At 57.6% G+C, this 24,268-nt stretch carries 22 protein-coding genes; 16 read left to right on the forward strand and 6 right to left on the reverse strand.

The features are described from left to right. Positions 1 to 58: 58 nt before the first annotated feature. The 5 genes from rnc to acpS all read left to right on the forward strand — a co-directional run bounded on the left by rnc (position 59) and on the right by acpS (position 3,553). Positions 59 to 739, forward strand: coding sequence for a ribonuclease III (gene rnc, locus USF70_RS10075; protein WP_003860711.1), 681 nt, complete (start codon positions 59 to 61; stop codon positions 737 to 739). After that, on the forward strand, positions 736 to 1,641 hold the full coding sequence (gene era / locus USF70_RS10080; protein WP_006176722.1) for a GTPase Era: 906 nt from the start codon (positions 736 to 738) through the stop codon (positions 1,639 to 1,641). The genes rnc and era overlap by 4 nt, the downstream gene beginning before the upstream one ends. A gap of 17 nt (positions 1,642 to 1,658) precedes the next feature. Next, a complete protein-coding gene (gene recO / locus USF70_RS10085; protein WP_039263761.1) occupies positions 1,659 to 2,366 on the forward strand; it encodes a DNA repair protein RecO in 708 nt (235 codons plus the stop codon). A 75-nt stretch (positions 2,367 to 2,441) separates the two neighbouring features. Beyond that, complete coding sequence (gene pdxJ / locus USF70_RS10090; protein ID WP_032659491.1) at positions 2,442 to 3,173, forward strand: pyridoxine 5'-phosphate synthase; 732 nt, start codon at positions 2,442 to 2,444, stop codon at positions 3,171 to 3,173. Then, positions 3,173 to 3,553: a holo-ACP synthase gene (gene acpS, locus USF70_RS10095; protein WP_023294331.1), complete on the forward strand. Its 381-nt coding sequence runs from the start codon at positions 3,173 to 3,175 to the stop codon at positions 3,551 to 3,553. The genes pdxJ and acpS overlap by 1 nt, the downstream gene beginning before the upstream one ends. Here the strand turns inward: acpS and USF70_RS10100 are convergent. Together USF70_RS10100 and USF70_RS10105 are read right to left on the reverse strand one after the other, a co-directional pair. Then, a complete protein-coding gene (locus USF70_RS10100) occupies positions 3,550 to 3,810 on the reverse strand; it encodes a YfhL family 4Fe-4S dicluster ferredoxin (RefSeq protein ID WP_008502177.1) in 261 nt (86 codons plus the stop codon). The genes acpS and USF70_RS10100 overlap by 4 nt on opposite strands. 46 nt (positions 3,811 to 3,856) lie before the next feature. Next, a complete protein-coding gene (locus USF70_RS10105) occupies positions 3,857 to 4,705 on the reverse strand; it encodes a MurR/RpiR family transcriptional regulator (RefSeq protein ID WP_023615996.1) in 849 nt (282 codons plus the stop codon). 117 nt (positions 4,706 to 4,822) lie between these two features. Between USF70_RS10105 and murQ the strand changes: the two genes are divergently transcribed. From murQ to tadA, 4 genes are read left to right on the forward strand one after another with little or no spacing between them, the layout of a single operon-like run. After that, positions 4,823 to 5,716 carry an N-acetylmuramic acid 6-phosphate etherase gene (gene murQ / locus USF70_RS10110; protein ID WP_045888305.1) on the forward strand — a complete coding sequence of 298 codons (894 nt, stop codon included), beginning with the start codon at positions 4,823 to 4,825 and terminating at the stop codon, positions 5,714 to 5,716. A gap of 11 nt (positions 5,717 to 5,727) precedes the next feature. After that, complete coding sequence (locus USF70_RS10115; protein WP_064673773.1) at positions 5,728 to 7,089, forward strand: PTS transporter subunit EIIC; 1,362 nt, start codon at positions 5,728 to 5,730, stop codon at positions 7,087 to 7,089. A 3-nt stretch (positions 7,090 to 7,092) separates the two neighbouring features. Beyond that, a complete protein-coding gene (gene yfhb / locus USF70_RS10120) occupies positions 7,093 to 7,728 on the forward strand; it encodes a phosphatidylglycerophosphatase C (RefSeq protein ID WP_023308841.1) in 636 nt (211 codons plus the stop codon). A gap of 24 nt (positions 7,729 to 7,752) precedes the next feature. Next, the gene (gene tadA, locus USF70_RS10125) at positions 7,753 to 8,292 is read left to right on the forward strand and encodes a tRNA adenosine(34) deaminase TadA (RefSeq protein ID WP_039263756.1); all 540 of its coding nucleotides are present in this window, start codon (positions 7,753 to 7,755) and stop codon (positions 8,290 to 8,292) included. Here tadA and mltF read toward each other — a convergent pair. Beyond that, a complete protein-coding gene (mltF, locus tag USF70_RS10130) occupies positions 8,180 to 9,730 on the reverse strand; it encodes a membrane-bound lytic murein transglycosylase MltF (RefSeq protein ID WP_039263755.1) in 1,551 nt (516 codons plus the stop codon). The two genes, tadA and mltF, sit on opposite strands and share 113 nt — an antisense overlap. A 267-nt stretch (positions 9,731 to 9,997) precedes the next feature. Here mltF and purL point away from each other — a divergent pair, with 267 nt between their 5' ends. The 5 genes from purL to glnB all read left to right on the forward strand — a co-directional run bounded on the left by purL (position 9,998) and on the right by glnB (position 18,314). After that, positions 9,998 to 13,885, forward strand: a complete 3,888-nt coding sequence (gene purL / locus USF70_RS10135) for a phosphoribosylformylglycinamidine synthase (protein ID WP_320735606.1) — start codon at positions 9,998 to 10,000, stop codon at positions 13,883 to 13,885. 534 nt (positions 13,886 to 14,419) lie between these two features. Next, a complete protein-coding gene (gene qseE / locus USF70_RS10140; RefSeq protein ID WP_033146231.1) occupies positions 14,420 to 15,847 on the forward strand; it encodes a two component system sensor histidine kinase QseE/GlrK in 1,428 nt (475 codons plus the stop codon). A 1-nt stretch (position 15,848) separates the two neighbouring features. Further along, positions 15,849 to 16,586 (forward strand): two-component system QseEF-associated lipoprotein QseG, encoded by a 738-nt coding sequence (gene qseG, locus USF70_RS10145; protein ID WP_033146230.1) that lies wholly within the window; start codon positions 15,849 to 15,851, stop codon positions 16,584 to 16,586. After that, positions 16,573 to 17,910: a two-component system response regulator GlrR gene (glrR, locus tag USF70_RS10150; RefSeq protein ID WP_023308835.1), complete on the forward strand. Its 1,338-nt coding sequence runs from the start codon at positions 16,573 to 16,575 to the stop codon at positions 17,908 to 17,910. The genes qseG and glrR overlap by 14 nt, the downstream gene beginning before the upstream one ends. Positions 17,911 to 17,975: 65 nt before the next feature. Beyond that, positions 17,976 to 18,314 carry a nitrogen regulatory protein P-II gene (gene glnB / locus USF70_RS10155; protein WP_003860685.1) on the forward strand — a complete coding sequence of 113 codons (339 nt, stop codon included), beginning with the start codon at positions 17,976 to 17,978 and terminating at the stop codon, positions 18,312 to 18,314. 79 nt (positions 18,315 to 18,393) lie between these two features. On the opposite strand, the gene hmpA is transcribed toward glnB, so the two are convergent. Further along, entirely contained in the window at positions 18,394 to 19,584 is a 1,191-nt protein-coding gene (gene hmpA, locus USF70_RS10160; RefSeq protein ID WP_167819331.1) for an NO-inducible flavohemoprotein, read from the reverse strand. 304 nt (positions 19,585 to 19,888) lie between these two features. Here hmpA and glyA point away from each other — a divergent pair, with 304 nt between their 5' ends. Further along, complete coding sequence (gene glyA / locus USF70_RS10165) at positions 19,889 to 21,142, forward strand: serine hydroxymethyltransferase (RefSeq protein WP_008502165.1); 1,254 nt, start codon at positions 19,889 to 19,891, stop codon at positions 21,140 to 21,142. A gap of 52 nt (positions 21,143 to 21,194) precedes the next feature. Here glyA and USF70_RS10170 read toward each other — a convergent pair whose 3' ends face one another. Further along, entirely contained in the window at positions 21,195 to 21,617 is a 423-nt protein-coding gene (locus tag USF70_RS10170; protein WP_032659464.1) for a DoxX family protein, read from the reverse strand. Positions 21,618 to 21,790: 173 nt separating this feature from the next. On the opposite strand from USF70_RS10170, the gene USF70_RS10175 reads away from it, so the two are divergent. Beyond that, on the forward strand, positions 21,791 to 22,936 hold the full coding sequence (locus USF70_RS10175; protein WP_039263750.1) for a 3-phenylpropionate MFS transporter: 1,146 nt from the start codon (positions 21,791 to 21,793) through the stop codon (positions 22,934 to 22,936). On the opposite strand, the gene csiE is transcribed toward USF70_RS10175, so the two are convergent. Continuing rightward, positions 22,931 to 24,208 (reverse strand): stationary phase inducible protein CsiE, encoded by a 1,278-nt coding sequence (gene csiE, locus USF70_RS10180; RefSeq protein WP_047173875.1) that lies wholly within the window; start codon positions 24,206 to 24,208, stop codon positions 22,931 to 22,933. The genes USF70_RS10175 and csiE overlap by 6 nt on opposite strands. Positions 24,209 to 24,268: the final 60 nt, after the last annotated feature.

The raw sequence follows: 24,268 nt of genomic DNA on the forward strand, positions 1-24,268 counted from the left end.
GTTTTCTCAGGTCGGTTTCGTGTGCTGCATTTTTGACGCATTCATTTATTGGTATCGCATGAACCCCATCGTAATTAATCGGCTTCAACGGAAGCTGGGCTACACTTTTCATCATCAGGAGTTGTTGCAACAGGCATTAACCCACCGCAGTGCCAGCAGCAAACATAATGAGCGTCTCGAGTTTTTAGGCGACTCTATTTTAAGTTTCGTGATTGCGAATGCGCTTTATCATCGTTTCCCGCGTGTGGACGAGGGTGATATGAGCCGCATGCGTGCCACGCTGGTTCGGGGTAATACCCTTGCGGAAATCGCGCGCGAATTTGAGCTGGGCGAATGTCTGCGTCTTGGACCGGGTGAACTGAAAAGCGGCGGCTTCCGTCGTGAATCTATTCTTGCCGATACGGTCGAAGCATTAATTGGTGGTGTGTTCCTGGACAGCGATATCCAGACCGTAGAAAAGCTGATCCTGAACTGGTATCAGACCCGTCTGGACGAAATCAGCCCGGGCGATAAACAAAAAGATCCAAAAACGCGTCTGCAGGAATATTTGCAGGGTCGTCATCTGCCGCTGCCGTCTTATCTGGTGGTGCAGGTGCGTGGCGAAGCGCACGATCAGGAATTTACCATCCATTGCCAGGTCAGTGGCCTGAGTGAACCGGTGGTGGGCACAGGTTCAAGCCGTCGTAAGGCTGAACAGGCTGCCGCCGAACAGGCGTTAAAAATGCTGGAGCTGGAATGAGCGAAGAGAAAACCTATTGCGGATTTATTGCCATCGTCGGACGTCCGAACGTTGGCAAATCCACCCTGCTGAATAATCTGCTTGGGCAGAAGATTTCAATCACCTCGCGTAAGGCGCAGACCACGCGTCACCGCATCGTCGGCATCCATACTGAAGGCGCGTATCAGGCGATCTACGTCGATACCCCGGGCCTGCACATGGAAGAGAAGCGTGCCATCAACCGCCTGATGAACAAGGCGGCGAGCAGCTCGATCGGCGACGTAGAGCTGGTGATTTTCGTTGTGGAAGGCACCCGCTGGACGCCGGACGACGAGATGGTGCTGAACAAGCTCCGTGACGGCAAAACGCCGGTCATCCTGGCGGTCAACAAAGTGGATAACGTGCAGGAAAAGGCCGACCTGCTGCCGCATCTGCAGTGGCTCGGTAGCCAGATGAACTTCCTTGATATCGTTCCGCTGTCTGCTGAGACCGGCCTGAACGTGGATACCATCGCGGGGATCGTGCGTAAGCATCTGCCGGAAGCGATTCATCACTTCCCGGAAGACTACATCACCGATCGCTCTCAGCGCTTTATGGCGTCTGAAATCATCCGTGAAAAGCTGATGCGTTTCCTGGGTGCTGAACTGCCTTACTCCGTAACGGTAGAGATCGAGCGTTTCCAGACCAACGAGCGCGGTGGCTACGATATCAACGGCCTGATCCTCGTTGAGCGCGAAGGGCAGAAGAAGATGGTTATCGGCAACAAAGGGGCCAAGATCAAAACCATCGGTATCGAAGCCCGTAAGGACATGATGGAAATGTTCGAAGCGCCGGTTCACCTCGAACTGTGGGTGAAAGTGAAATCTGGCTGGGCCGATGATGAGCGTGCTCTGCGCAGCCTCGGTTACGGCGAAGACCAGTAACATAAGACGACGAGCATATGGATGGATGGCAGCGCGCCTTTGTCCTGCATAGTCGTCCCTGGAGCGAAACCAGCCTCATGCTGGACGTCTTCACGGAAGAGTCGGGCCGCGTGCGCCTTGTTGCGAAAGGCGCACGTTCCAAACGTTCTAACCTGAAAGGTGCCCTACAGCCTTTCACGCCGCTGCTGGTACGCTTCGGTGGGCGAGGGGAAGTGAAAACCCTGCGCAGTGCCGAAGCCGTCTCCCTGGCGCTTCCTCTTTCCGGCATCACGCTCTACAGCGGTCTGTATGTCAACGAACTCATCTCACGCGTTCTTGAACATGAGACCCGCTTCTCTGAACTTTTCTTCGATTATCTGCACTGTATCCAGTCGCTGGCTGGCGCAACCGGCACGCCCGAACCCGCATTGCGTCGTTTTGAACTGGCGCTGCTGGGCCACCTCGGATACGGCGTAGATTTTCTGCACTGCGCGGGCAGCGGTGATGAGATAGAAGACACCATGACCTACCGCTACCGCGAAGAAAAGGGCTTCATTGCCAGTATCGTGATAGACAACAGCACCTTTACCGGGCGCCAGCTCCGGGCGCTGTATGAGCGCGAGTTTCCCGATCTGGACACCCTGCGCGCAGCAAAACGCTTTACCCGGATTGCCCTCAAGCCGTATCTTGGCGGCAAGCCCTTAAAGAGCCGCGAATTATTCAGGCAATTTGTGCCGAAACGTTAACGTTTTACCCCTCACCCCAGCCCTCTCCCGGAGGGAGAGGGGGAAGAGAAATGAACCAAAATACCGAGGATTGTCATGGCTGAATTACTGTTAGGCGTCAACATCGACCACATCGCCACGCTGCGTAACGCGCGCGGCACGGCGTATCCCGATCCGGTTCAGGCGGCATTTATCGCTGAACAGGCTGGCGCCGACGGCATTACCGTTCACCTGCGTGAAGACCGTCGCCATATCACCGATCGCGACGTGCGCATTCTGCGCCAGACGCTGGACACCCGTATGAATCTGGAGATGGCAGTCACCGAAGAGATGCTGGCGATTGCCTGCGAGACCCAGCCGCACTTCTGCTGCCTGGTGCCGGAAAAACGCCAGGAAGTGACCACCGAAGGCGGTCTGGATGTGGCCGGTCAGCTCGACAAAATGCGCGATGCCTGCAAGCGCCTGGCGGATGCCGGTATCCTGGTTTCTCTGTTTATCGACGCCGATTTCGCCCAGATTAAAGCGGCGGCCGACGTGGGCGCACCGTATATCGAAATCCACACCGGCTGCTATGCCGATGCCAAAAATGATGCCGAACAGGCCAAAGAGCTGGAGCGTATTGCCAAAGCGGCCACGTATGCCTCAAGCCTGGGACTGAAGGTTAATGCCGGTCACGGCCTGACCTACCACAACGTGAAGGCCATTGCCGCCCTGCCGGAAATGCACGAGCTGAACATCGGCCACGCCATCATTGGCCGTGCGGTGATGAGCGGCCTGAAAGAGGCGGTTTCAGAAATGAAACGCCTGATGCAGGAAGCGCGTCAGTAATGGCCATTCTGGGCTTAGGCACCGATATCGTTGAAATAGCCCGCATTGAAGCGGTGATCGCCCGTAGCGGCGATCGCCTCGCAAGACGCGTGCTGAGCGATAACGAGTGGGCCATCTGGGAAGCGCATCAGCAGCCGGTGCGTTTTCTGGCAAAGCGCTTTGCGGTAAAAGAGGCTGCGGCCAAAGCCTTCGGGACCGGCATTCGTAACGGCCTGGCGTTTAATCAGTTCGAAGTGTTTAACGATGAGCTGGGCAAACCGAGCCTGCGTCTGTGGGGAGAAGCGCAAAAGCTGGCGGAAAAGCTGGGGGTGAATCATATGCACGTGACGATCGCGGATGAACGTCACTATGCCAGCGCGACGGTGATCATCGAAAGTTAAAGTTTGTCCGCGTGGTGCATCAGGACAAACTTATCCCATAGCTGCTCTTCGCTCTCGACGTGGGCCGGATCCTTCAGGATGGTATTCGGGATCGGGCACACCTTCTGGCAGGTCGGCGTTTCATAGTGGCCGATGCATTCCGTGCAGCGGTCGCTGTTAATCTCATAGATGCTGTCGCCCATCGAAATCGCCTGGTTCGGGCATTCGGGCTCGCACATATCGCAATTAATGCATTTTTTGGTAATTAACAGCGCCATCAGGAAATTCTCAGAAACAACACAAACCGGGCGGGCATTATACGCGTCAAACCAGTTTCTTTACCAGTTCTTCGCTGTGACGAATGCGCTCGGGCGCGCGCTCCAGATCCTGCTGCACCAGCGCCATAAACAGCAGGTCCGTCAGCATCATTTGCGCGCTGGTGGACGAGATAGCCGCGCTGCGCGTGGCCTGCTCTTCGGCAATGGTATATAAACAGCGCGTTGCCCGCTGCTGCAGGGCATTCGGCGTAAAACCGGTGATCGCCAGAATTTTACCGCCGACGCGCAGCGCTTCATCAGTTGCCATGTTGATTTCACGGCGCTCGCCGGAGTAGGAGATGGCCAGCAGCAGATCGTCAGGATCCATTGCCTGTACGGTTGCCAGCAGGGCGTGCATATCCTGCTCGACGATGGCGTTAAGCCCAATTTTCGTCAGCTTCCAGCCAAAGTTACGCGCCACAAGTCCGGATGCGCCGATACCGGTCAGAACGATCCTCCGCGCGCCGCGGAGCATCGCCACGCTCTCCAGCAGCTTCTCTTCGGTGTTTACATCGAGCGTCGCGTGCATGGCCGCCACGTTCTCTTTGATCAGCTTTTCGCCGACCAGCCGCATCGGGTCATCGCCGCGGATCTGATTATGCACCGGCATGGACTGCGGGTTGGGGTTGCTCACCAGCGCTTCGCTGATCGCCAGCTTGAGGGCGGGGAACCCCTTAAAGCCAATCTTCTGGGCAAACTTCACCACGCTGGACTGGCTCACGCCGGCTTCACTCGCCAGCTGCTGCGAGCTGAGATGGCGCGCGCGATCGGGTTGAGAAAGCAGAAAATCCGCCAGCTTCTTGTCGCTTTGGGCAAAGCCTGCGTAGCGCTGGCGAATGCGAATTAAACAGTTCATACGGTCTCCTGGCGAAAATGTGATTATCTGCGCAAATACGAATTTTGCTCGCCTGAATGAATTTTATATTCCATTATAGTGTGATTATTATGAATTAAAAATTCTTGAGGTACAAAAATGAATCTTGGCTCACTTGTTTCTGAAACGCGTAACCCGCAAACCATGGATCTGGATGCCCTCTCCACCCTGGAGCTGGTTAACCGCTTTAATCAACAGGATACGCTGGTCGCGCAGGCTGTGAAAGAGACATTACCCGAGGTGGCGAAAGCGGTCGATGCGGCGGCGGAAGCCCTCAAGGCCGGCGGTCGCATTATCTACATGGGGGCGGGCACCAGCGGGCGTCTTGGGGTCCTGGATGCGTCAGAATGTCCGCCCACCTTTGGGGTGCCGCACGGTCTGGTCGTTGGGCTGATTGCCGGTGGACCCGGCGCGCTGCTGAAAGCCGTTGAAGGAGCGGAAGACAATGCACAGCTGGGCGAGGATGACCTGAAGGAGCTGAATCTGACCGAGAAGGATCTGGTGGTCGGGCTGGCGGCATCCGGGCGCACCCCGTACGTCATTGGCGGGCTGGAATACGCCAACCGGACGGGCTGCACGACGGTGGCCATCTCCTGTAATCCGGGCTCCCCGATTGCGCAGGTGGCCGCTATTGCTATCTCTCCGGTTGTCGGGCCGGAAGCGCTCACCGGCTCCACGCGCCTGAAATCCGGGACCGCGCAAAAGCTGGTACTCAATATGATCTCCACCGGCGCGATGGTGAAGTTCGGCAAGGTTTATCAGAACCTGATGGTGGATATGCAGGCCACCAACGTCAAGCTGGTGGACAGAGCCTGCCGCATGGTGATGGAGGCGACAGGCGCAGGCCGTGAAGAGGCAGAAGCGGTACTCAAGCAGACCGATCACGATGTTAAACCGGCCATTCTGATGATCCTGAGCGGGCTGGATGCGGCGGCCGCGAGAGCCAAACTCGATGCGCATAGCGGCTTCTTACGGGCGGCATTAGAAAACTAACAGAGGCGTCTATGGACAAAACAGCAGCGCTCGCCAGCGATATCCTGCAGGGGATCGGCGGGGAAAAAAATATTCAGCGTCTCGAAAACTGCATGACGCGCGTGCGCGTCGAGGTGCATAACGACGACCAGCTCGACGTGCCGCGCCTGAAGCAACTCTCCGGCGTCAGCGGCTACGTGAAACAGGGGCAGCAGCATCAGCTGATCGTCGGGCCGGGGAAAGCGGCGCAGGTTGTTGATGCCATGCGCGCACTGATGGGCGTTAGCGCGAGCGCGTCGATTGACGATGCGGAGCGCACCAAAGCGCAGGCAAAGGCCAAATACAAAGCCCCCATGAGCGATGCGCTGCGTCAGCTGGCAAACGTCTTTATTCCGCTGATCCCGGCGTTTATTGCCTCCGGCCTGATCACCGGGATCATCAATATCCTCAAGCGACCGGATATTGTGGGGGATTTCGCCACGCACTATCCGAACCTGCTGGGGATTCTGGGGATCTTCGGCAGCGCTGTTTTCGCCATTATGAACATTCTGGTCGGGGTGAATACCGCGAAGGTGTTTGGCGGATCGTTGGCGATGGGCGGGGTCATGGCGGGCATCTTGTCCAGCCCGCAGCTGGCGCAGATCACGTTGTTTGGCGAGGCGCTCCAGCCGGGCCGCGGTGGGGTAATCGCAGTGCTGCTGGTTGTCATCCTGATGTGCTGGATCGAGAAAAGGCTGCGCGCGGTTCTGCCTGGCTCGATCGAGCTGATTCTCAACCCGCTGTTGACCACGCTGATTACCGGTAGCGTAGCGATTGTGGCCCTCCAGCCGCTAGGCGGGTGGATCTCTGAAGCCATCGCTCACGGTGCGTCTCTGGCTATCGACCGAGGCGGGCTGCTGGTGGGCGCTGTGCTTTCCGGTACCTTCCTGCCGCTGGTGCTGACGGGGCTACATCAGGGGCTGGTGCCGATCCACGTCGAGCTGGTGCAGGCGCACGGCTATAACGCGCTGCTGCCCATCCTGTCTATGGCGGGCGTGGGGCAGGTCGGCGCGGCGATTGCCGTACTGATGAAAACCCGCAACGCGCGGCTGAAAAAAATGATTAAAGGCGCGCTCCCGGTCGGACTGCTCGGCATCGGCGAGCCGCTGATTTTCGGCGTTACGCTGCCGCTGGGTAAACCGTTTCTCGCCGCCTGTCTGGGGGGCGCGGTAGGCGGGGCGCTGATCAGCTACTGGAAAGTCGCCACCGTGATCACCTTTGGTCTTTCCGGTTTACCGCTGGCATTAACCATCGTGACCGGAAAAGTGATGCTCTATCTGTTAGGCTATTTAGTAGCGGTGATCGCCGGGTTCCTGTTTACCTGGCTGTTAGGTTTCAACGACCCAGAGGAGTAAGGTTTGGCAAATCACGCGCGTCGCGTTGTCTTTTTCGACCTGGATGGAACGCTGCATCAGCAGGATATGTTTGGTACGTTTATGCGTTACCTGCTGCGGCGTCAGCCTTTGAATGCGCTGCTCGTGCTGCCGCTCTTACCGGTTATCGGGATCGCGCTGCTGGTGAAAGGCCGGGCGGCGCGATGGCCGATGAGTCTGCTGCTGTGGGGATGTACCTTTGGGCACAGCGAAGCGCGGCTTAAGCAGCTCGAAAAGGATTTTGCGCACTGGTTTCGCGGCCACGTCGCCGCCTTTCCTGTGGTGCAGGCGCGCCTGACCAGCTACCTCGACGCGAACGATGCCGACATCTGGCTGATTACCGGCTCCCCGCAGACGCTGGTGGAGCAGGTCTACTTTGATACCCCCTGGCTTCCGCGCGTGAATCTTATCGCCACGCAAATTAGCCGCGGCTACGGCGGCTGGGTGCTGACCCTGCGATGCCTGGGGCATGAAAAAGTGGTCCAGCTGGAGAAACGCATCGGTACGCCGCTGCGCCTGTACAGCGGCTACAGCGACAGCAAGCAGGACAACCCGCTGCTCTATTTTTGCCAGCACCGCTGGCGCGTCACGCCATCAGGCGAACTTCAGCAACTCGAATAGGCTTATCCATAATGGGCGTGTATAATGCCGCCCGCTTTTCGACTGGAGTATCAGCCTTTGTCCAACCCTGAACACAATCATGAATACTGGATGCGCCACGCGCTGACGCTGGCTCAACGCGCCTGGGACGAGGGCGAAGTGCCCGTGGGCGCGGTGCTGGTTCATAACAACCAGGTGATTGGCGAAGGGTGGAACCGTCCTATTGGCCGCCACGATCCTACTGCGCATGCCGAAATTATGGCGCTTCGCCAGGGCGGTCTGGTTCTGCAAAACTATCGCCTGCTTGATACCACGCTGTATGTGACGCTGGAGCCGTGCGTGATGTGCTCCGGCGCGATGGTGCACAGCCGGATCGGGACTCTGGTTTTCGGCGCGCGGGATGAAAAAACCGGTGCGGCCGGTTCGCTGATGGACGTGCTGGGTCACCCGGGTATGAACCACCAGGTGAAGACTATCGGTGGGGTGCTTGCACCAGAGTGTTCGGGGCTATTAAGCGATTTCTTTCGAATGCGCCGTCAGCAGAAAAAGCAGCAAAAGGCAGAACTGAAGCTGTTGGGCGATTAAGCTCGTCCGGCGCTACGACAGGGTAACTTTGAGCCAGCTGTTTGGCCTCCGTCGCCTCTTTCTCTTTCTCCAGCAGATACCCGACCAGGCTAATCTGATATTTACGGATGTTTTCCACATAGGCGTAGGCTTCATGTCCGCGCGCGTAGCCGTATGTCAGCTTGTTATACCATGGCTTCTGGCTCAGCAGCGGCAGGCGCTGCTTAACGTCTGACCAGCTGTCCGGGTTACCTTTCGTTTTGGCCGTCAACGCTCGCGCATCAAGCATATGCGCGTAGCCCATATTATAGGCCGCCAGCGCAAACCAGATCCGCTCTTCCTCCGGCACCGTTTCCGGTACTTTGGCCATCATATCCTGCAGGTAGCGCGCGCCGCCGCTGATGCTCTGTTCGGCATCGGTACGGTCATTGACGCCCAGGCTCAGCGCGGTATTTTTGGTTAACATCATCAAACCACGTACGCCCGTGGGTGAGGTGGCCTGGGTGTCCCAGTGGGATTCCTGATACGAAATAGCCGCCAGCAGCTTCCAGTCAATCTCCTGGGCGTATTTTTCGAACAGCGGCTGCAGGTCCGGCAGGACGCTGTCTACCGCGCGCAGGAAGCTGCGGGTGTCAACGTAGTCAAAGTCATCGCCGTGCCCGAGGTACTTTTCCTCCAGACGCGCCAGGGTACCGTCTTCATTGATGGTGTTGAAGAAATCAAGCATCGCGGCAGAGAAGGTCTGGTCGTCATCAAGCTGGCTAAACCAGGTCACGGGCTGCTCGTCGGTGACGTCCAGCGCCACGGCGATTTCAGGATGCACCCGCTGGAACAGGCTGATCGCGACCGAATCGGCGATGGTGTAGGGCACCTTCTGATCTTTTACCTGCTCCAGCAGCTCCGTCGTGCCGAGTTTCGGATCCACCGTCCAGCTCAGGTCGGGATATTTCTTCTCCTTAAGCTCCCGCAGATCGTCAATCACCACGTGGCCGGGCGCAATCGTCAGCTGCCGATCGTTAATCGTGGACAGCGAGCGCGGGCGCAGGCTCCCGACGCGGTAAACCAGCTGCTGCGAAACGGAGTAGTAGGTCGGGCCTGGCTGGTAGTTCTTACTGCGCTCGCTGTTATACACCAGCCCGGCGGCAAGCATATCGGCATCGTCGTTATCGAGGTCGTCAAACAGCTGGTTGATATTCTGGCGGACGGTGATTTTAAGCTTCACGCCAAGATAATCGGCGAACTGTTGTGCCAGTTCATAATCCAGGCCAATGATTTTGCCGTTGACGTCGCTGTAAATCAGCGGCGAGTTGAGGGTACTGACGCGCAATTCCCCCCGCTCCTGAATGGCGGCGATACGGTTTTCGGCTTTGCCGAACCAGGGGATGGAAGGCCAGAGGGCCACTGCCAGCAGCAACGTTACAATGCCGATGAGCAGATAATTAATCTTTAATTTTTTCAATTAGTTAATTCTCTGCGACGCCGGTTGCCTCAGTCTGCTGTAGCCATGTTAATCATAAGGTTTGCCATTGAATGAGCGGCATTTTGCGTAAACTTGCGCCACTTGGCAACCAATTAGAGAGACAGGTCACATCTATTGTTAAATCTCTGTGCAAATTTTATTTCGACGCAAACGGTTTCGTCGGCGCTCAGGATTCTCTATAATGACGCCCGTTTTCCCCCCTTGCGCACACTGTAAGCGCCCCGGCGCTTCGAAGACGAGAGACTTATGATGGAAATTCTGCGTGGTTCGCCTGCACTGTCTGCCTTCCGTATCACTAAACTGCTGGCACGTTTTCAGGCGGCCGACCTTCCGGTAAGCAATATTTACGCTGAGTATGTCCATTTTGCTGACCTGAATGCCCCCCTCAATGCAGAGGAGCGCGTACAGCTGGAACGCCTGCTCAAGTATGGTCCAAGCCTGAGCAGCCATACGCCAACCGGCAAACTGATCCTTGCTACGCCTCGTCCGGGCACCATCTCCCCCTGGTCTTCCAAAGCCACCGACATCGCCCACAACTGTGGCCTGAGCCAGATTAACCGTCTGGAACGCGGCGTGGCGTACTACGTGGAAGCCTCTACCCTGAGCGACGCGCAGTGGCAGGCGGTTGCGGCTGAACTGCACGATCGCATGATGGAGAGCGTTTTTGCCTCTCTCGATGACGCGCAGAAGCTTTTCTCACACCATCAGCCTGCGCCGGTACAGAGCGTAGACCTGCTGGGGCAGGGCCGTCAGGCGCTGATTGACGCCAACCTGCGTCTCGGCCTGGCGCTGGCAGAAGACGAAATCGACTACCTCCAGGATGCGTTTGTTAAGCTCAACCGTAACCCGAACGACATCGAACTCTATATGTTCGCGCAGGCTAACTCTGAGCACTGCCGCCACAAGATTTTCAACGCCGACTGGATTATTGACGGCGAACAGCAGCCGAAGTCGCTGTTCAAAATGATCAAAAACACCATGGAGCAAACCCCGGACCACGTGCTGTCTGCCTATAAAGACAACGCCGCGGTAATGGAAGGTTCCGAGGTGGGCCGCTTCTACGCCGATCGCGAAGCAGGGCGCTATGACTTCCATCAGGAGCCCGCGCATATCCTGATGAAAGTGGAAACCCACAACCACCCGACGGCGATCTCCCCGTGGCCGGGCGCGGCGACCGGCTCCGGCGGTGAAATCCGTGACGAAGGCGCGACCGGTCGTGGCGCTAAACCTAAAGCGGGTCTGGTCGGTTTCTCCGTCTCCAACCTGCGTATCCCGGGCTTTGAGCAGCCGTGGGAAGAAGATTTCGGCAAGCCAGAGCGCATCGTGACCGCCCTGGATATCATGACCGAAGGCCCGCTGGGCGGCGCGGCGTTTAACAACGAATTTGGTCGTCCGGCGTTGAACGGTTACTTCCGTACCTATGAAGAGAAAGTGGACAGCCACAACGGCGAAGAGCTGCGCGGCTACCACAAGCCGATCATGCTGGCGGGCGGGATCGGCAACATCCGTGCCGATCACGTGCAGAAAGGCGAGATCGTCGTCGGCGCGAAGCTGATCGTACTGGGCGGCCCGGCGATGAACATCGGTCTGGGCGGCGGCGCGGCCTCTTCTATGGCCTCCGGCCAGTCTGATGCGGATCTCGACTTCGCCTCCGTGCAGCGCGACAACCCGGAGATGGAGCGCCGCTGCCAGGAAGTGATCGACCGCTGCTGGCAGCTGGGCGACGCTAACCCGATCCTCTTCATTCACGACGTGGGCGCGGGCGGCCTGTCCAACGCCATGCCGGAGCTGGTGAGCGACGGTGGCCGCGGCGGGCGTTTCAACCTGCGCGATATCCTGAGCGATGAGCCGGGCATGAGCCCGCTGGAAATCTGGTGTAACGAATCCCAGGAGCGCTACGTGCTGGCTGTTGCTGCGGATCAGCTGCCGCTGTTTGACGAGCTGTGCCGCCGCGAGCGCGCGCCGTATGCCGTCATCGGTGAAGCGACCGAAGAGCAGCACCTTTCCTTAAGCGACACCCACTTTGACAACCAGCCGATCGATCTGCCGCTGGACGTGCTGCTCGGTAAAACGCCGAAGATGACCCGCGACGTAGCCACCCGCAAAGCGGCGGGCAAAGCGCTGGATCGCCAGGGCATCACCGTGGCAGAAGCGGTAAACCGCGTGCTGCACCTGCCTGCTGTGGCAGAGAAAACTTTCCTGGTGACCATCGGCGACCGCACCGTGACCGGTATGGTATCGCGCGATCAGATGGTCGGCCCGTGGCAGATCCCGGTCGCGAACTGCGCCGTGACCACCGCGAGCCTCGACAGCTACTACGGCGAAGCGATGGCTCTCGGCGAACGCACCCCGGTGGCGCTGCTGGACTTCGCGGCCTCTGCCCGTCTGGCGGTCGGTGAAGCGCTGACCAACATCGCCGCAACGCAGATTGGCGATATCAAACGTATCAAGCTTTCCGCAAACTGGATGGCCGCTGCCGGCCACCCTGGCGAAGATGCTGGCCTGTATGAAGCCGTGAAAGCGGTGGGCGAGGAGCTGTGTCCTGCCCTCGGCCTGACCATTCCGGTGGGCAAAGACTCCATGTCGATGAAAACCCGCTGGCAGGAAGGCAACGAGCAGCGCGAGATGACCTCTCCGCTGTCGCTGGTGATCACCGCGTTTGCCCGCGTGGAAGACGTGCGTCACACCGTTACGCCGCAGCTTGCGACCGAAGACAATGCCCTGCTGCTGATTGACCTGGGTAAAGGTCACAACGCGCTGGGTGCTACCGCGCTGGCGCAGGTTTACCGCCAGCTCGGCGACAAGCCAGCCGACGTGCGTGACGTGGCGCAGCTGAAAGGCTTCTACGACGCGATTCAGGCGCTGGTGGCGCAGCGTAAGCTGCTGGCCTACCACGACCGTTCCGACGGCGGCCTGCTGGTGACCCTGGCAGAGATGGCCTTCACCGGCCACTGCGGCGTGGAAGCGAACATTGCAACGCTTGGCGAAGACCGTCTGGCGGCGCTGTTCAACGAAGAGCTGGGCGCCGTGATTCAGGTGCGCGCGGCGGATCGCGACGCGGTTGAAGCGATTCTGGCGAAGCACGGTCTGGCAGACTGCGTGCACTATCTGGGCAAAGCCGTTCAGGGCGACCGCTTCTTCATTGAAGCAGACGGTCACGCCGTGTTCAGCGAAAGCCGCACCACGCTGCGCATGTGGTGGGCAGAAACCACCTGGCAGATGCAGCGCCTGCGTGACAACCCGGAATGTGCCGATCAGGAGCATAACGCGAAAGCGAATGACCAGGATCCAGGCCTGAACGTGAAGCTCTCCTTCGACATCAACGAAGACATCGCCGCGCCGTACATAGCGACGGGTGCGCGTCCAAAAGTGGCCGTGCTGCGCGAGCAGGGCGTCAACTCCCACGTTGAGATGGCGGCCGCCTTCCACCGCGCGGGCTTTGACGCTATCGACGTCCACATGAGCGACCTGCTGGCCGGGCGTACCGGTCTGGAAGATTTCCAGGCGCTGGTGGCGTGCGGCGGCTTCTCCTACGGCGACGTGCTGGGCGCGGGCGAAGGCTGGGCGAAGTCCATCCTGTTCAACAGCCGCGTGCGCGACGAGTTCGAAACCTTCTTCCACCGTCCGCAGACCCTGGCGCTGGGCGTGTGTAACGGCTGCCAGATGATGTCTAACCTGCGCGAGCTGATCCCGGGCAGCGAAGCCTGGCCGCGCTTTGTGCGCAACCAGTCTGACCGCTTCGAGGCGCGCTTCAGCCTGGTGGAAGTGACCCAAAGCCCGTCTCTGCTGCTGCAGGGAATGGTCGGTTCACAGATGCCAATCGCCGTTTCCCACGGTGAAGGACAGGTAGAAGTGCGCGACGCTGCGCATCTGGCTCAGCTGGAGAGCAAAGGCCTGGTAGCGCTGCGCTTTGTCGATAACTTCGGCAAGGTGACGGAAACCTATCCGGCTAACCCGAACGGCTCCGCCAACGGTATTACGGCAGTGACCAGCGAAAGCGGTCGCGCGACCATCATGATGCCGCACCCGGAACGCGTATTCCGTACCGTGAGCAACTCCTGGCACCCGGAAAACTGGGGCGAGGACAGCCCGTGGATGCGTATCTTCCGCAACGCGCGTAAGCAGCTGGGTTAAGTTTTAGCCCCACCCCCTTCCAGGCCCGGTAAGCGAAAGCTCGACCGGGCTTTTTTGTTTGTGTCGCAATTACGCGACAGACCCGCAATATAGCTGTCTCCAAATGGAGACACTTAACTCTTTGATTTATATATGTCAGGTAAGGTTCCCCTTAAGGTGTTGCTGAATAGCGACACTTAGCCTGAAAATCATTCAACCGATAATTAACGTGATAAACGAGTAAAAATCATATATTTCAAACTGTTAATATTTTGTTTTGCATTCTGGCACGGGTGTTGCATAATATTAACCAGTGGCTCATTCACCTTCTTATGTCAGCCCCTTCGGGACGCGCTACATAAACTCCGAATGACGCACAAAAAGGTGCCTGCCGTCCAACTACTGATCATAGCGATGCTTTATCAGGCCAGGGCGAAACGTCGAGTTAGGCACCGCCTCATTCCATGACAAAGCCGGGTTTTTACCCGGCTTTGTTGTATCTGAAGGGCAGACTCAGTTACGCTCTGCGTAAACCCCCATTAAGAGAGTAATGCGTTGAAACGCTGGCCCGTTTTCCCCCGCTCCCTGCGGCAGCTCGTCATGATGGCCTTCCTGCTGATCCTGCTGCCGCTGCTGATCCTTGCCTGGCAGGCGTGGCAAAGCCTGAACGCGCTGAGCGCGCAGGCGGCTTTGACCAACCGTACGACGCTCATCGACGCCAGACGCAGTGAAGCGATGACCAACGCCGCGCTGGAGATGGAGCGCAGCTATCGTCAGTATTGCGTGCTTGACGATCGGACGCTGGAAAAGGTTTATCAGAGCCAGCGTAAACGCTACAGCGAAATGCTGGACGCTCACGCGGGGGTCTTACCTGATGACAAGCTCTATCAGGCGTTGCGTCAGGATTTAAACGATCTCGCGCAACTGCAGTGCAGCAACAGCGGCCCGGATGCCGTTGCCGCCGCGCGCCTCGAAGCTTTTGCCAGCGCCAATACCGAGATGGTGCAGTCTACGCGCGCGGTGATTTTCTCTCGCGGCCAGCAGCTCCAGCAGGAGATTGCCGAGCGTGGCCAGTTTTTCGGCTGGCAGGCGCTGGTGCTGTTCCTGGTGAGCCTCGGGCTGGTACTGCTCTTTACCCGCATGATCATCGGCCCGGTAAAGGGTATCCAGCGTATGATCAACCGCCTGGGGGAGGGGAAATCGCTCGGGGATACGGTCGCCTTTAAAGGTCCCCGCGAGCTGCGATCCGTAGGCCAGCGCATTATCTGGCTGTCCGAGCGCCTGGCGTGGCTCGAATCACAGCGCCATCAGTTCCTGCGCCATATCTCTCATGAGCTTAAAACGCCGCTGGCCAGCATGCGCGAAGGGACGGAGCTGCTGGCGGACGAAGTGGCCGGGCCCCTTACGCCAGAACAGAAAGAAATTGTCGAGATCCTGGATAACAGCAGCCGCAATCTGCAAAAGCTGATTGAGCAACTGCTGGATTACAACCGCAAGCTGGCTGACGGGGCGGTTGTACTGGAAAACGTTGAGATTGAGCCGCTGGTGGATATGGTGATCTCCGCCCACAGCTTGCCAGCAAGAGCTAAAATGATGCATACCGGCGTCGAGCTGAATGCGCCTGCGTGCCTGGCTGAACCCATGCTGCTGATGAGCGTTCTGGATAATCTTTACTCCAATGCGGTGCACTATGGTACTGAATCCGGTAACATTTATATCCGAAGTAATACGAATGGTTCACGGGTGTTTATTGACGTCGCAAACACCGGCACCCCGATCCCCGATGACGAAAAAACCATGATCTTCGAACCCTTTTTCCAGGGAAGTCATCAGCGGAAAGGCGCGGTTAAAGGAAGCGGTCTGGGCTTGAGCATCGCCCGGGACTGCATACGACGCATGCAGGGTGAGCTAAACATTGCCGCGGACGAACGTTCAGATGTTTGCTTCCGTATCGAACTGCCCGTGAGCCGGAAAAATCAATAAAATGAATCTATGTCTGGTGAGTATGTCACACGTCTTTTTCCGCGCCGTACGTGCGGTGTTTTCCAGCAAAACGCTTCGCCTGAGCCTGCCCTGTTTATTTCTGGCAGGGTGTGTTTCCCATGCGCCACAAAGTGCCATTAGCGATAAACAGGAAGATAAATGGCCCGATAACCAGCTGGCAGACTTCCTCTCAACCCGCTGTGACGACATCTGGAACCTGTCAGGACATGACGTTGAAAGCAACCCGCTGTTCTGGCTGCGTGGGATAGATTGCGCCCAGCGTCTGGCGCCGGTAGACGCCCGCTCGAAGGCGGCGATGCTGGATGACGACACCTGGCAGGACGCTTTCAAGCGCGGGATTTTACTCGCAGATGCGAAAATTACCCCCGTTGAACGTCGCGTCAATGTGACCCGACTGGACACGTACGTGGTCAATCTTCCCGTGCAGGTACGCCCGGTATACCAGCTCTGGCGCGATGGGCAGACATTACAGCTTCAGCTGTCTGAAGAGCGCTCCCGCTACAGCAAGCTGCAGCAGTCAACCGACAGCGAGCTTGATACGCTGCGTCAACAGCAGCAACATTTACGTACGCAGCTGGATACCACGACGCGTAAGCTGGAAAACCTGACCGATATCGAAAGGCAGCTCTCGTCGCGTAAATATCAGCCGGGGAGCTCATCCGCTGCACCGGACAGCGATACGCCGAAACAAGAGGATGTGAAGCATGACGAGCCGTAAACCTGCCCATCTTTTACTGGTGGATGACGATCCCGGGCTGTTAAAGCTGCTGGGGATGCGTCTGGTGAGCGAAGGCTACAGCGTCGTGACCGCTGAAAGCGGGCTGGAAGGGCTAAAAATCCTCAGCCGCGAGAAAATCGATCTGGTGATAAGCGACCTGCGGATGGACGAAATGGATGGCCTGCAGCTGTTCGCGGAGATCCAGAAGCAGCAGCCGGGTATGCCCGTGATTATCCTGACGGCGCACGGGTCGATCCCGGATGCGGTTGCCGCGACGCAGCAGGGGGTCTTCAGCTTCCTGACCAAGCCGGTGGACAAAGACGCGCTGTATAAGGCTATCGACAGCGCGCTGGAACATGCCGCCCCGGCGGGGGATGAAGCGTGGCGGGAGTCCATCGTCACCCGCAGCCCCATTATGCTGCGTCTGCTTGAACAGGCCCGGATGGTGGCGCAGTCCGACGTCAGCGTGCTCATCAACGGCCAGAGCGGAACCGGGAAAGAGATCCTGGCGCAGGCGATCCATAACGCCAGCCCGCGCAGTAAAAACGCCTTTATCGCCATTAACTGCGGCGCGCTTCCGGAACAGCTGCTCGAATCTGAACTGTTTGGACACGCCCGCGGCGCATTCACCGGCGCGGTGAGCAGCCGGGAAGGGCTGTTCCAGGCCGCGGAAGGCGGCACGCTGTTCCTGGACGAGATTGGCGACATGCCCGCACCGCTGCAGGTCAAACTGCTGCGCGTGTTGCAGGAGCGAAAAGTTCGCCCGCTGGGCAGCAACCGCGATATCGATATTAATGTGCGCATTATTTCCGCCACCCACCGCGACTTGCCAAAAGTGATGGCGCGCAACGAGTTTCGCGAAGATCTCTACTACCGTCTGAACGTGGTGAATCTGAAGATCCCGGCGCTGGCGGAGCGCGCGGAAGACATTCCGCTGCTGGCGAACCATCTTTTGCGCCAGGCGGCCGATCGCCATAAACCGTTCGTGCGCGCGTTTTCCACCGACGCGATGAAGCGGCTGATGGCCGCAGGCTGGCCGGGTAACGTGCGCCAGCTGGTGAACGTGATTGAGCAGTGCGTGGCGCTGACCTCCTCACCGGTGATCAGCGATGCGCTGGTGGAGCAGGCGCTGGAAGGGGAAAACACGGCCCTGCCGACGTTTGCGGAAGCGCGGAATCAGTTCGAGCTGAACTATCTGCGCAAGCTATTGCAGATAACCAAAGGCAACGTGACCCACGCGGCGCGCATGGCCGGACGCAACCGCACCGAGTTCTACAAGCTGCTGTCGCGCCACGAGCTGGAAGCAAACGATTTTAAAGAGTAATGCCGTATGATACTGTGAGCAATCGATTACGAGGCAGCTTACAGGCAAGAGTTTAAGGACCCACCATGAAAAAGATTGATGCGATTATTAAACCTTTCAAACTGGATGACGTGCGTGAAGCGCTGGCGGAAGTCGGCATCACCGGGATGACCGTGACGGAAGTGAAAGGTTTTGGTCGTCAGAAGGGCCACACCGAGCTTTACCGTGGCGCAGAATACATGGTCGACTTTCTGCCGAAAGTAAAAATTGAAATCGTGGTCAGCGACGATATCGTCGATACCTGCGTGGATACCATTATCCGCACCGCGCAGACGGGCAAAATCGGCGACGGTAAAATCTTCGTCTTTGACGTGGCGCGCGTGATCCGTATCCGTACCGGCGAAGAAGACGACGCCGCGATTTAACAATACCAACGGTTTTGTAGGCCGGGTAAGGTGCAACCACCCGGCGAAAAAAAAGCCCCTCGAACGAGGGGCTTTTTCATTACAGCACCTTATGCGGCCCGAAACATTCGTAGTGAATGTTGTCTTTGTTCACGCCCAGATCCACCAGCTGCTGGGCGGCATACTGCATAAACGCTACCGGCCCGCAGACGTAGAACTGCATGTCTGGCGCGCTAAACGCCCCTTCCATCTGGCTTAAATTCATCAGGCCTTCAGTGTCAAACCGTGCGGCCGCGCGGTCTGCATCCGTCGGCAGGCGATACCAGGTGTGCGCGGTGAAGCGCGGCAGGGACGCCCCGAGCGTTTTCACTTCATCCGCAAAGGCGTGCACGTCGCCGTTATCCGCAGCGTGGAACCAGTTGACCTGCGCACCGTGATTGGCTTTCGCCAGCGTATCGAGCATCGCCAGCATTGGCGTTTGGCCGACGCCCGCAGAGATCAGCGTAACCGGGGTATTCGCTTCTACGGCCATGAAGAAATCGCCCGCCGGCGCGGCCAGATGGATCACGTCGCCCACGTTAGCTTCGTTGTGGAGCCAGTTGGAGACCTGACCGCCGTCCTCACGCTTCACCGCAATGCGATAGCCTTTGCCGTTTGGCTTGCGGGTAAGAGAATACTGGCGGATCTCCTGATGCGGGAAACCTTCAGGCTTCAGCCACACGCCCAGATACTGGCCCGGCTGGTAATCGGCAACCGGCTGTCCGTCCACCGGCTCAAATTCAAAGCTGGTAATCAGCGCGCTGCGCGGCGTTTTCTCAACGATGCGGAAGGCGCGCGTGCCTTCCCAGCCGCCGTTCTTGCTGGCGTTTTCGCTGTAGATCTGCGTTTCGCGGTTGATAAACACGTTTGCCAGCACGCCGTAGGCTTTACCCCACGCGTCCAGCACCTCCTGGCCCGGGCTGAACATCTCGTCCAGCGTTGCCAGCAGGTGGCTACCCACAATGTTGTACTGCTCGGGCTGGATCTGGAAGCTGGTGTGTTTCTGCGCGATTTTTTCCACCGCGGGCAGCAGTGCCGCCAGGTTTTCAATATTGCTGGCGTAGGCCGCGATGGCGTTGAAAAGCGCTTCGCGCTGATCGCCGTTACGCTGGTTGCTCATGTTGAAAATTTCTTTGAGCTCCGGGTTATGCGTGAACATGCGATCGTAGAAATGGGCAGTGAGTTTAGGGCCGGTTTCCACCAGCAGGGGGATGGTGGCTTTAACGGTAGCGATGGTTTGAGCGTCGAGCATGGCAGCTTCCTTCCGATGTGACTTTAATGATGTATTTTAAATGCATCTTATAAAAAATACCCCTGCGTTGTAAATGGTTCTTTGCAAGATGAAAAATATGCATCACAAACCTGAAAAGAAATCCGCTGGAAAGGGCGAGAGCTTTATTCCTCAAACCCTTGCGTGGCGCGAAGGAAAACGTTTGCGTAAAATCGTTTGTCAAGACCTGTTATCACAGAACTAATCAGTTATACTGTTGCCCGTCGTCCAACAGGACTGCCTTTTCAGGCCAAAATTTACTTGTTAGCTGAGTCAGGAGATGCGGATGTTAAAGCGTGAAATGAACATTGCCGATTATGATGCCGAACTGTGGCAGGCTATGGAGCAGGAAAAAGTACGTCAGGAAGAGCACATCGAACTGATCGCCTCCGAAAACTACACCAGCCCGCGCGTCATGCAGGCGCAGGGTTCTCAGCTGACTAACAAATATGCTGAAGGTTACCCGGGCAAACGCTACTACGGCGGTTGCGAGTACGTGGATATCGTTGAGCAGCTGGCTATCGACCGTGCGAAAGAACTCTTTGGCGCTGACTACGCGAACGTGCAGCCGCACTCTGGCTCTCAGGCTAACTTCGCGGTCTACACCGCGCTGCTGCAGCCGGGCGATACCGTTCTGGGTATGAACCTGGCGCAGGGCGGCCACCTGACTCACGGCTCCCCGGTTAACTTCTCCGGCAAACTGTACAACATCATCCCTTACGGTATTGATGAGTCCGGCAAAATTGACTATGAAGACATGGCGAAGCAGGCTAAAGAGCACAAACCGAAGATGATCATCGGTGGCTTCTCTGCTTACTCCGGTATCGTTGACTGGGCAAAAATGCGTGAAATCGCAGACAGCATTGGTGCTTACCTGTTCGTCGACATGGCGCACGTTGCGGGTCTGATTGCCGCTGGCGTTTACCCGAACCCGGTTCCACACGCTCACGTTGTGACCACCACCACCCACAAAACCCTGGCGGGTCCACGCGGTGGCCTGATCCTGGCGAAAGGCGGTGACGAAGAGCTGTACAAAAAACTGAACTCCGCTGTATTCCCAAGCGCGCAGGGCGGCCCGCTGATGCACGTTATCGCGGCTAAAGCGGTAGCGCTGAAAGAAGCGATGGAGCCAGAATTCAAGGTTTATCAGCAGCAGGTTGCTAAGAACGCCAAAGCGATGGTGGAAGTGTTCCTGAACCGTGGCTACAAAGTGGTCTCCGGCGGTACTGAAAACCACCTGTTCCTGCTGGATCTGGTTGATAAGAACCTGACCGGTAAAGAAGCTGACGCAGCCCTGGGCCGCGCCAACATCACCGTGAACAAAAACAGCGTGCCAAACGATCCGAAGAGCCCGTTCGTGACTTCCGGTATCCGTATCGGTTCTCCGGCCGTGACTCGCCGCGGCTTCAAAGAAGCGGAAGTGAAAGAGCTGGCTGGCTGGATGTGTGACGTTCTGGACAACATCAATGACGAAGCGGTTATCGAGCGCGTCAAAGGTAAAGTTCTGGATATCTGCGCACGCTTCCCGGTATACGCGTAATTCCTCTGCCTGGCAGAAATAAAAAAGGCCGCGCTTGCGGCTTTTTTTTGGCTTAACGCCGGTCGAGGGAAATAGCCCCCGGACCAACAATGGCCAGTAAAATAAAGGCGCCAGCAATACTGACGTTCTTATAGAAGTTAATCATATTCGGTACGACCGCATCACCGGTCATATCCCAGTAGTGGTGCCCAATCACCGCGGTTCCGAGGGTATAGAATACAAACAGTACCGCGAGAGGACGGGTGAAAAAGCCCAGCACGATCAGGATAGCGGCAGGCACTTCCATCACCACCGCAATAATGGCCGCCAGCATGGGCATCGGCGCACCCAGCGAGGTCATATATTGTACGGTGCCGCTAAACCCCGTCAGTTTTGGATAACCAAAGATAATAAACAGCACGACAAGCGCGATGCGGCCAATCAGCAGCAGCAGGTGACGTGACTGACCGAAATCGAAATAACGTAGTGAGTTCATGGCAGAAAAACCTCTGCAAGTGGAGTAATTTAAACGTAATACATATTTTCATTCCCTGCCATAAGCCAGACGACTGCACAAGATGTTAATTTTTCGTTAATTTATAGCAGGCTATCTACTTGCTTAATTTTTATATTCTCGCCAGACTATGGCCTCGATTTCGGGAGGGATTCATGGTCTTGCATTCCACGCGCTGGCTGGCGCTCAGTTATTTCACCTATTTCTTTAGCTACGGTATTTTTCTGCCTTTCTGGAGCGTCTGGCTCAAGGGTATCGGCCTGACTCCTGAGACTATCGGTGTCCTGCTGGGGGCCGGGCTGGTGGCGCGTTTCCTCGGCAGCCTGCTGATTGCCCCGCGCGTCAGCGATCCCTCCTTACTGATCAAGGCCGTGCGCATTCTTGCTTTGCTGACGCTGGTCTTTGTTGCCTGCTTCTGGGTCAGCCACCAGTTTGCCTGGCTGATGGTGGTGATGGTCGGCTTTAACCTGTTCTTCTCACCGCTGGTACCGCTGACGGATGCCCTGGCGAACACCTGGCAAAAGCAGATCACCATGGACTACGGCCGCGTGCGCCTGTGGGGCTCAATTGCCTTTGTGATTGGTTCCGCGCTGGTGGGCAAACTGGTCAGCCTTTACGATTACCGCGCCATTCTCGCCCTGCTGAGTATCGGTATTGCCTCGATGCTGCTGGGTATGCTGCTGCGTCCGTCGGTGATGCCGCAAGGGGAAAGCCGCCATCAGGAGAGCGCAGGCTGGCCCGCCTGGCGGAGCCTGGTGGCCCAGAGCTGGCGTTTTCTGGCGTGTGTCTGTCTGCTTCAGGGGGCGCATGCGGCGTACTATGGCTTCAGCGCCATCTACTGGCAGGGGGCGGGATATTCTGCTTCCGCAGTGGGCTATCTGTGGTCGCTGGGGGTAGTGGCCGAAGTCATTATTTTCGCCCTGAGCAAGAAGCTGTTCCGTCGCTTTGGCGCGCGAGACCTCCTGCTGCTTTCCGCCGTGTGCGGCGTGGCGCGCTGGGGGATTATGGGCTGGACGACCGATCTGCCGTGGCTGATAGTGGCGCAAATTCTCCACTGCGGCACCTTTACCGTGTGCCATCTGGCGGCCATGCGCTACATCGCAGCGCGCGAGGGCGGAGACGTTATTCGCCTGCAGGCCGTCTACTCGGCGGTCGCGATGGGGGGCAGTATCGCGATCATGACGGTCTTTGCGGGGTTCCTCTACCAGCATCTGGGGCATGGCGTCTTCTGGGTGATGGCGCTGGTCGCCTTACCCGCCATTGTTGTTCGCCCGAAAGTGGCCGCTCGCGCGCCGCTATGATTCCAGCATGGCGCGAATATGTTCTTGCTGCTGCGCGTTCAATGTTTCAACGGCATGAATCAGCGGCGGCGAGAACAGCGGCAGGACGGTAGGGTAGGGGGTGATAACCAGCGCGGCCTCGCGCGGTGCCCCCTCTTTCTGGAAAGCCTGCAGCGTCAGATAGCGAATATTAAGCGGCAGCAGCGTCAGCTCGCGAAGCTGCTGTTCAATCAGGTCCTCGCTGGCTTTATCGTCTCCCGTCAGCAGGATCACCTGTTTTTCGTGCAGATCGGTCTCCTGCATCAGCCAGGCGCCGAAAATCACCGCGACAAGACTCATCTCTTCATCAGAAAAACGCAGCCCAAACTCCGCTTCCAGCTCAAACAGCGCTTCCTTCGTGGTGCGTAACAGCCGGGGATAGAGACGATGGATCTCCTCCGGCAGGCTATTGTCGATGCCAATTTCAAACAGCGAGCGGTCCAGCGCCTGAGCAAGATGGATATACAGCTGATCGGTCAGCCCTTGCTCATCGCTGAAGTTCATCCCGGTCTGCGAGCGAAAACGGGCGACCATGCGCACTATGGCCCGGCGCAAGCGCTGATCCTGCTGGTGTTTATCGAGCACCGGATCGGGCGTGCGGAGCATCATAAACAGCAGCGCCAGAAACAGCTGTTCATCCCCGTGCGCTCCCTGCGGCACGCGACGTCTCCAGTGACGCACGATCTCCTGGGCCGTAAAATACTCCCCTCTCGACTGGGTCCAGCTGCGCTGAACGTGAGAAAACTGTGGCGTATTCCCGAGCTGGTGCTGAATAAGACAGTATTGCAGATAGAGCTGTAAAAACTGGACGTCGCGGCATTCAAACTGGCGCTGCAGCTTGCGTGAGCAGAAGCCGATCAGCGCCCGCAGGTTCGCATCGTCGTACAGCGGCCGCGCAATGCCGTGTTGTTTAAGCGCGGTTTTTAATGCGGGGGTAAACTGGTGCGAGACAAACTGCGGGCAAAGCCGCAGCGCCCGGCGCAGCCAGTGCAGCAGGCATAAACGCTGATTCAGGGCTGTGCCTTCAATCCGGTAGCTGCCGTCGTGGTGCGTGACGATGTCCAGCCGGTGATAGCGCTGGATTTCATCGCGCGTCTCGGCTATATCTTGCCGTGCCATCGCGTCGTCCACCCCGTTGGCAGCAATTATGCTCTGTGCGGTGACGGCAGCATCGGGCAGGTAAAGCATCAAAAGCACCTGGCAGCGGCGCTGCGAACTGGAAAGCACAGATGGAATTTCAAGCGTCGTCATCATCTGTCGGGTATCCAGTGTGAATGTTTGATAAGAATAGCTAAAGGATGAGCGCTGAAAAGC

Origin of the sequence: Enterobacter sp. 237C8, assembly GCF_034106865.1 — a bacterium.
Taxonomy (GTDB): Bacteria; Pseudomonadota; Gammaproteobacteria; order Enterobacterales; family Enterobacteriaceae; genus Enterobacter; species Enterobacter asburiae_B.

Excerpts from the sequence above, each read along its gene's own strand:
- rnc (WP_003860711.1), top strand. The coding sequence starts at position 59 with ATGAACCCCATCGTAATTAATCGGCTTCAACGGAAGCTGGGCTACACT.
- era (WP_006176722.1), top strand. The coding sequence starts at position 736 with ATGAGCGAAGAGAAAACCTATTGCGGATTTATTGCCATCGTCGGACGT.
- recO (WP_039263761.1), top strand. The coding sequence starts at position 1,659 with ATGGATGGATGGCAGCGCGCCTTTGTCCTGCATAGTCGTCCCTGGAGC.
- pdxJ (WP_032659491.1), top strand. The coding sequence starts at position 2,442 with ATGGCTGAATTACTGTTAGGCGTCAACATCGACCACATCGCCACGCTG.
- acpS (WP_023294331.1), top strand. The coding sequence starts at position 3,173 with ATGGCCATTCTGGGCTTAGGCACCGATATCGTTGAAATAGCCCGCATT.
- USF70_RS10100 (WP_008502177.1), bottom strand. The coding sequence starts at position 3,810 with ATGGCGCTGTTAATTACCAAAAAATGCATTAATTGCGATATGTGCGAG.
- USF70_RS10105 (WP_023615996.1), bottom strand. The coding sequence starts at position 4,705 with ATGAACTGTTTAATTCGCATTCGCCAGCGCTACGCAGGCTTTGCCCAA.
- murQ (WP_045888305.1), top strand. The coding sequence starts at position 4,823 with ATGAATCTTGGCTCACTTGTTTCTGAAACGCGTAACCCGCAAACCATG.
- USF70_RS10115 (WP_064673773.1), top strand. The coding sequence starts at position 5,728 with ATGGACAAAACAGCAGCGCTCGCCAGCGATATCCTGCAGGGGATCGGC.
- tadA (WP_039263756.1), top strand. The coding sequence starts at position 7,753 with ATGCCGCCCGCTTTTCGACTGGAGTATCAGCCTTTGTCCAACCCTGAA.
- purL (WP_320735606.1), top strand. The coding sequence starts at position 9,998 with ATGATGGAAATTCTGCGTGGTTCGCCTGCACTGTCTGCCTTCCGTATC.
- qseG (WP_033146230.1), top strand. The coding sequence starts at position 15,849 with ATGAATCTATGTCTGGTGAGTATGTCACACGTCTTTTTCCGCGCCGTA.
- glrR (WP_023308835.1), top strand. The coding sequence starts at position 16,573 with ATGACGAGCCGTAAACCTGCCCATCTTTTACTGGTGGATGACGATCCC.
- glnB (WP_003860685.1), top strand. The coding sequence starts at position 17,976 with ATGAAAAAGATTGATGCGATTATTAAACCTTTCAAACTGGATGACGTG.
- hmpA (WP_167819331.1), bottom strand. The coding sequence starts at position 19,584 with ATGCTCGACGCTCAAACCATCGCTACCGTTAAAGCCACCATCCCCCTG.
- glyA (WP_008502165.1), top strand. The coding sequence starts at position 19,889 with ATGTTAAAGCGTGAAATGAACATTGCCGATTATGATGCCGAACTGTGG.
- USF70_RS10170 (WP_032659464.1), bottom strand. The coding sequence starts at position 21,617 with ATGAACTCACTACGTTATTTCGATTTCGGTCAGTCACGTCACCTGCTG.
- USF70_RS10175 (WP_039263750.1), top strand. The coding sequence starts at position 21,791 with ATGGTCTTGCATTCCACGCGCTGGCTGGCGCTCAGTTATTTCACCTAT.
- csiE (WP_047173875.1), bottom strand. The coding sequence starts at position 24,208 with ATGATGACGACGCTTGAAATTCCATCTGTGCTTTCCAGTTCGCAGCGC.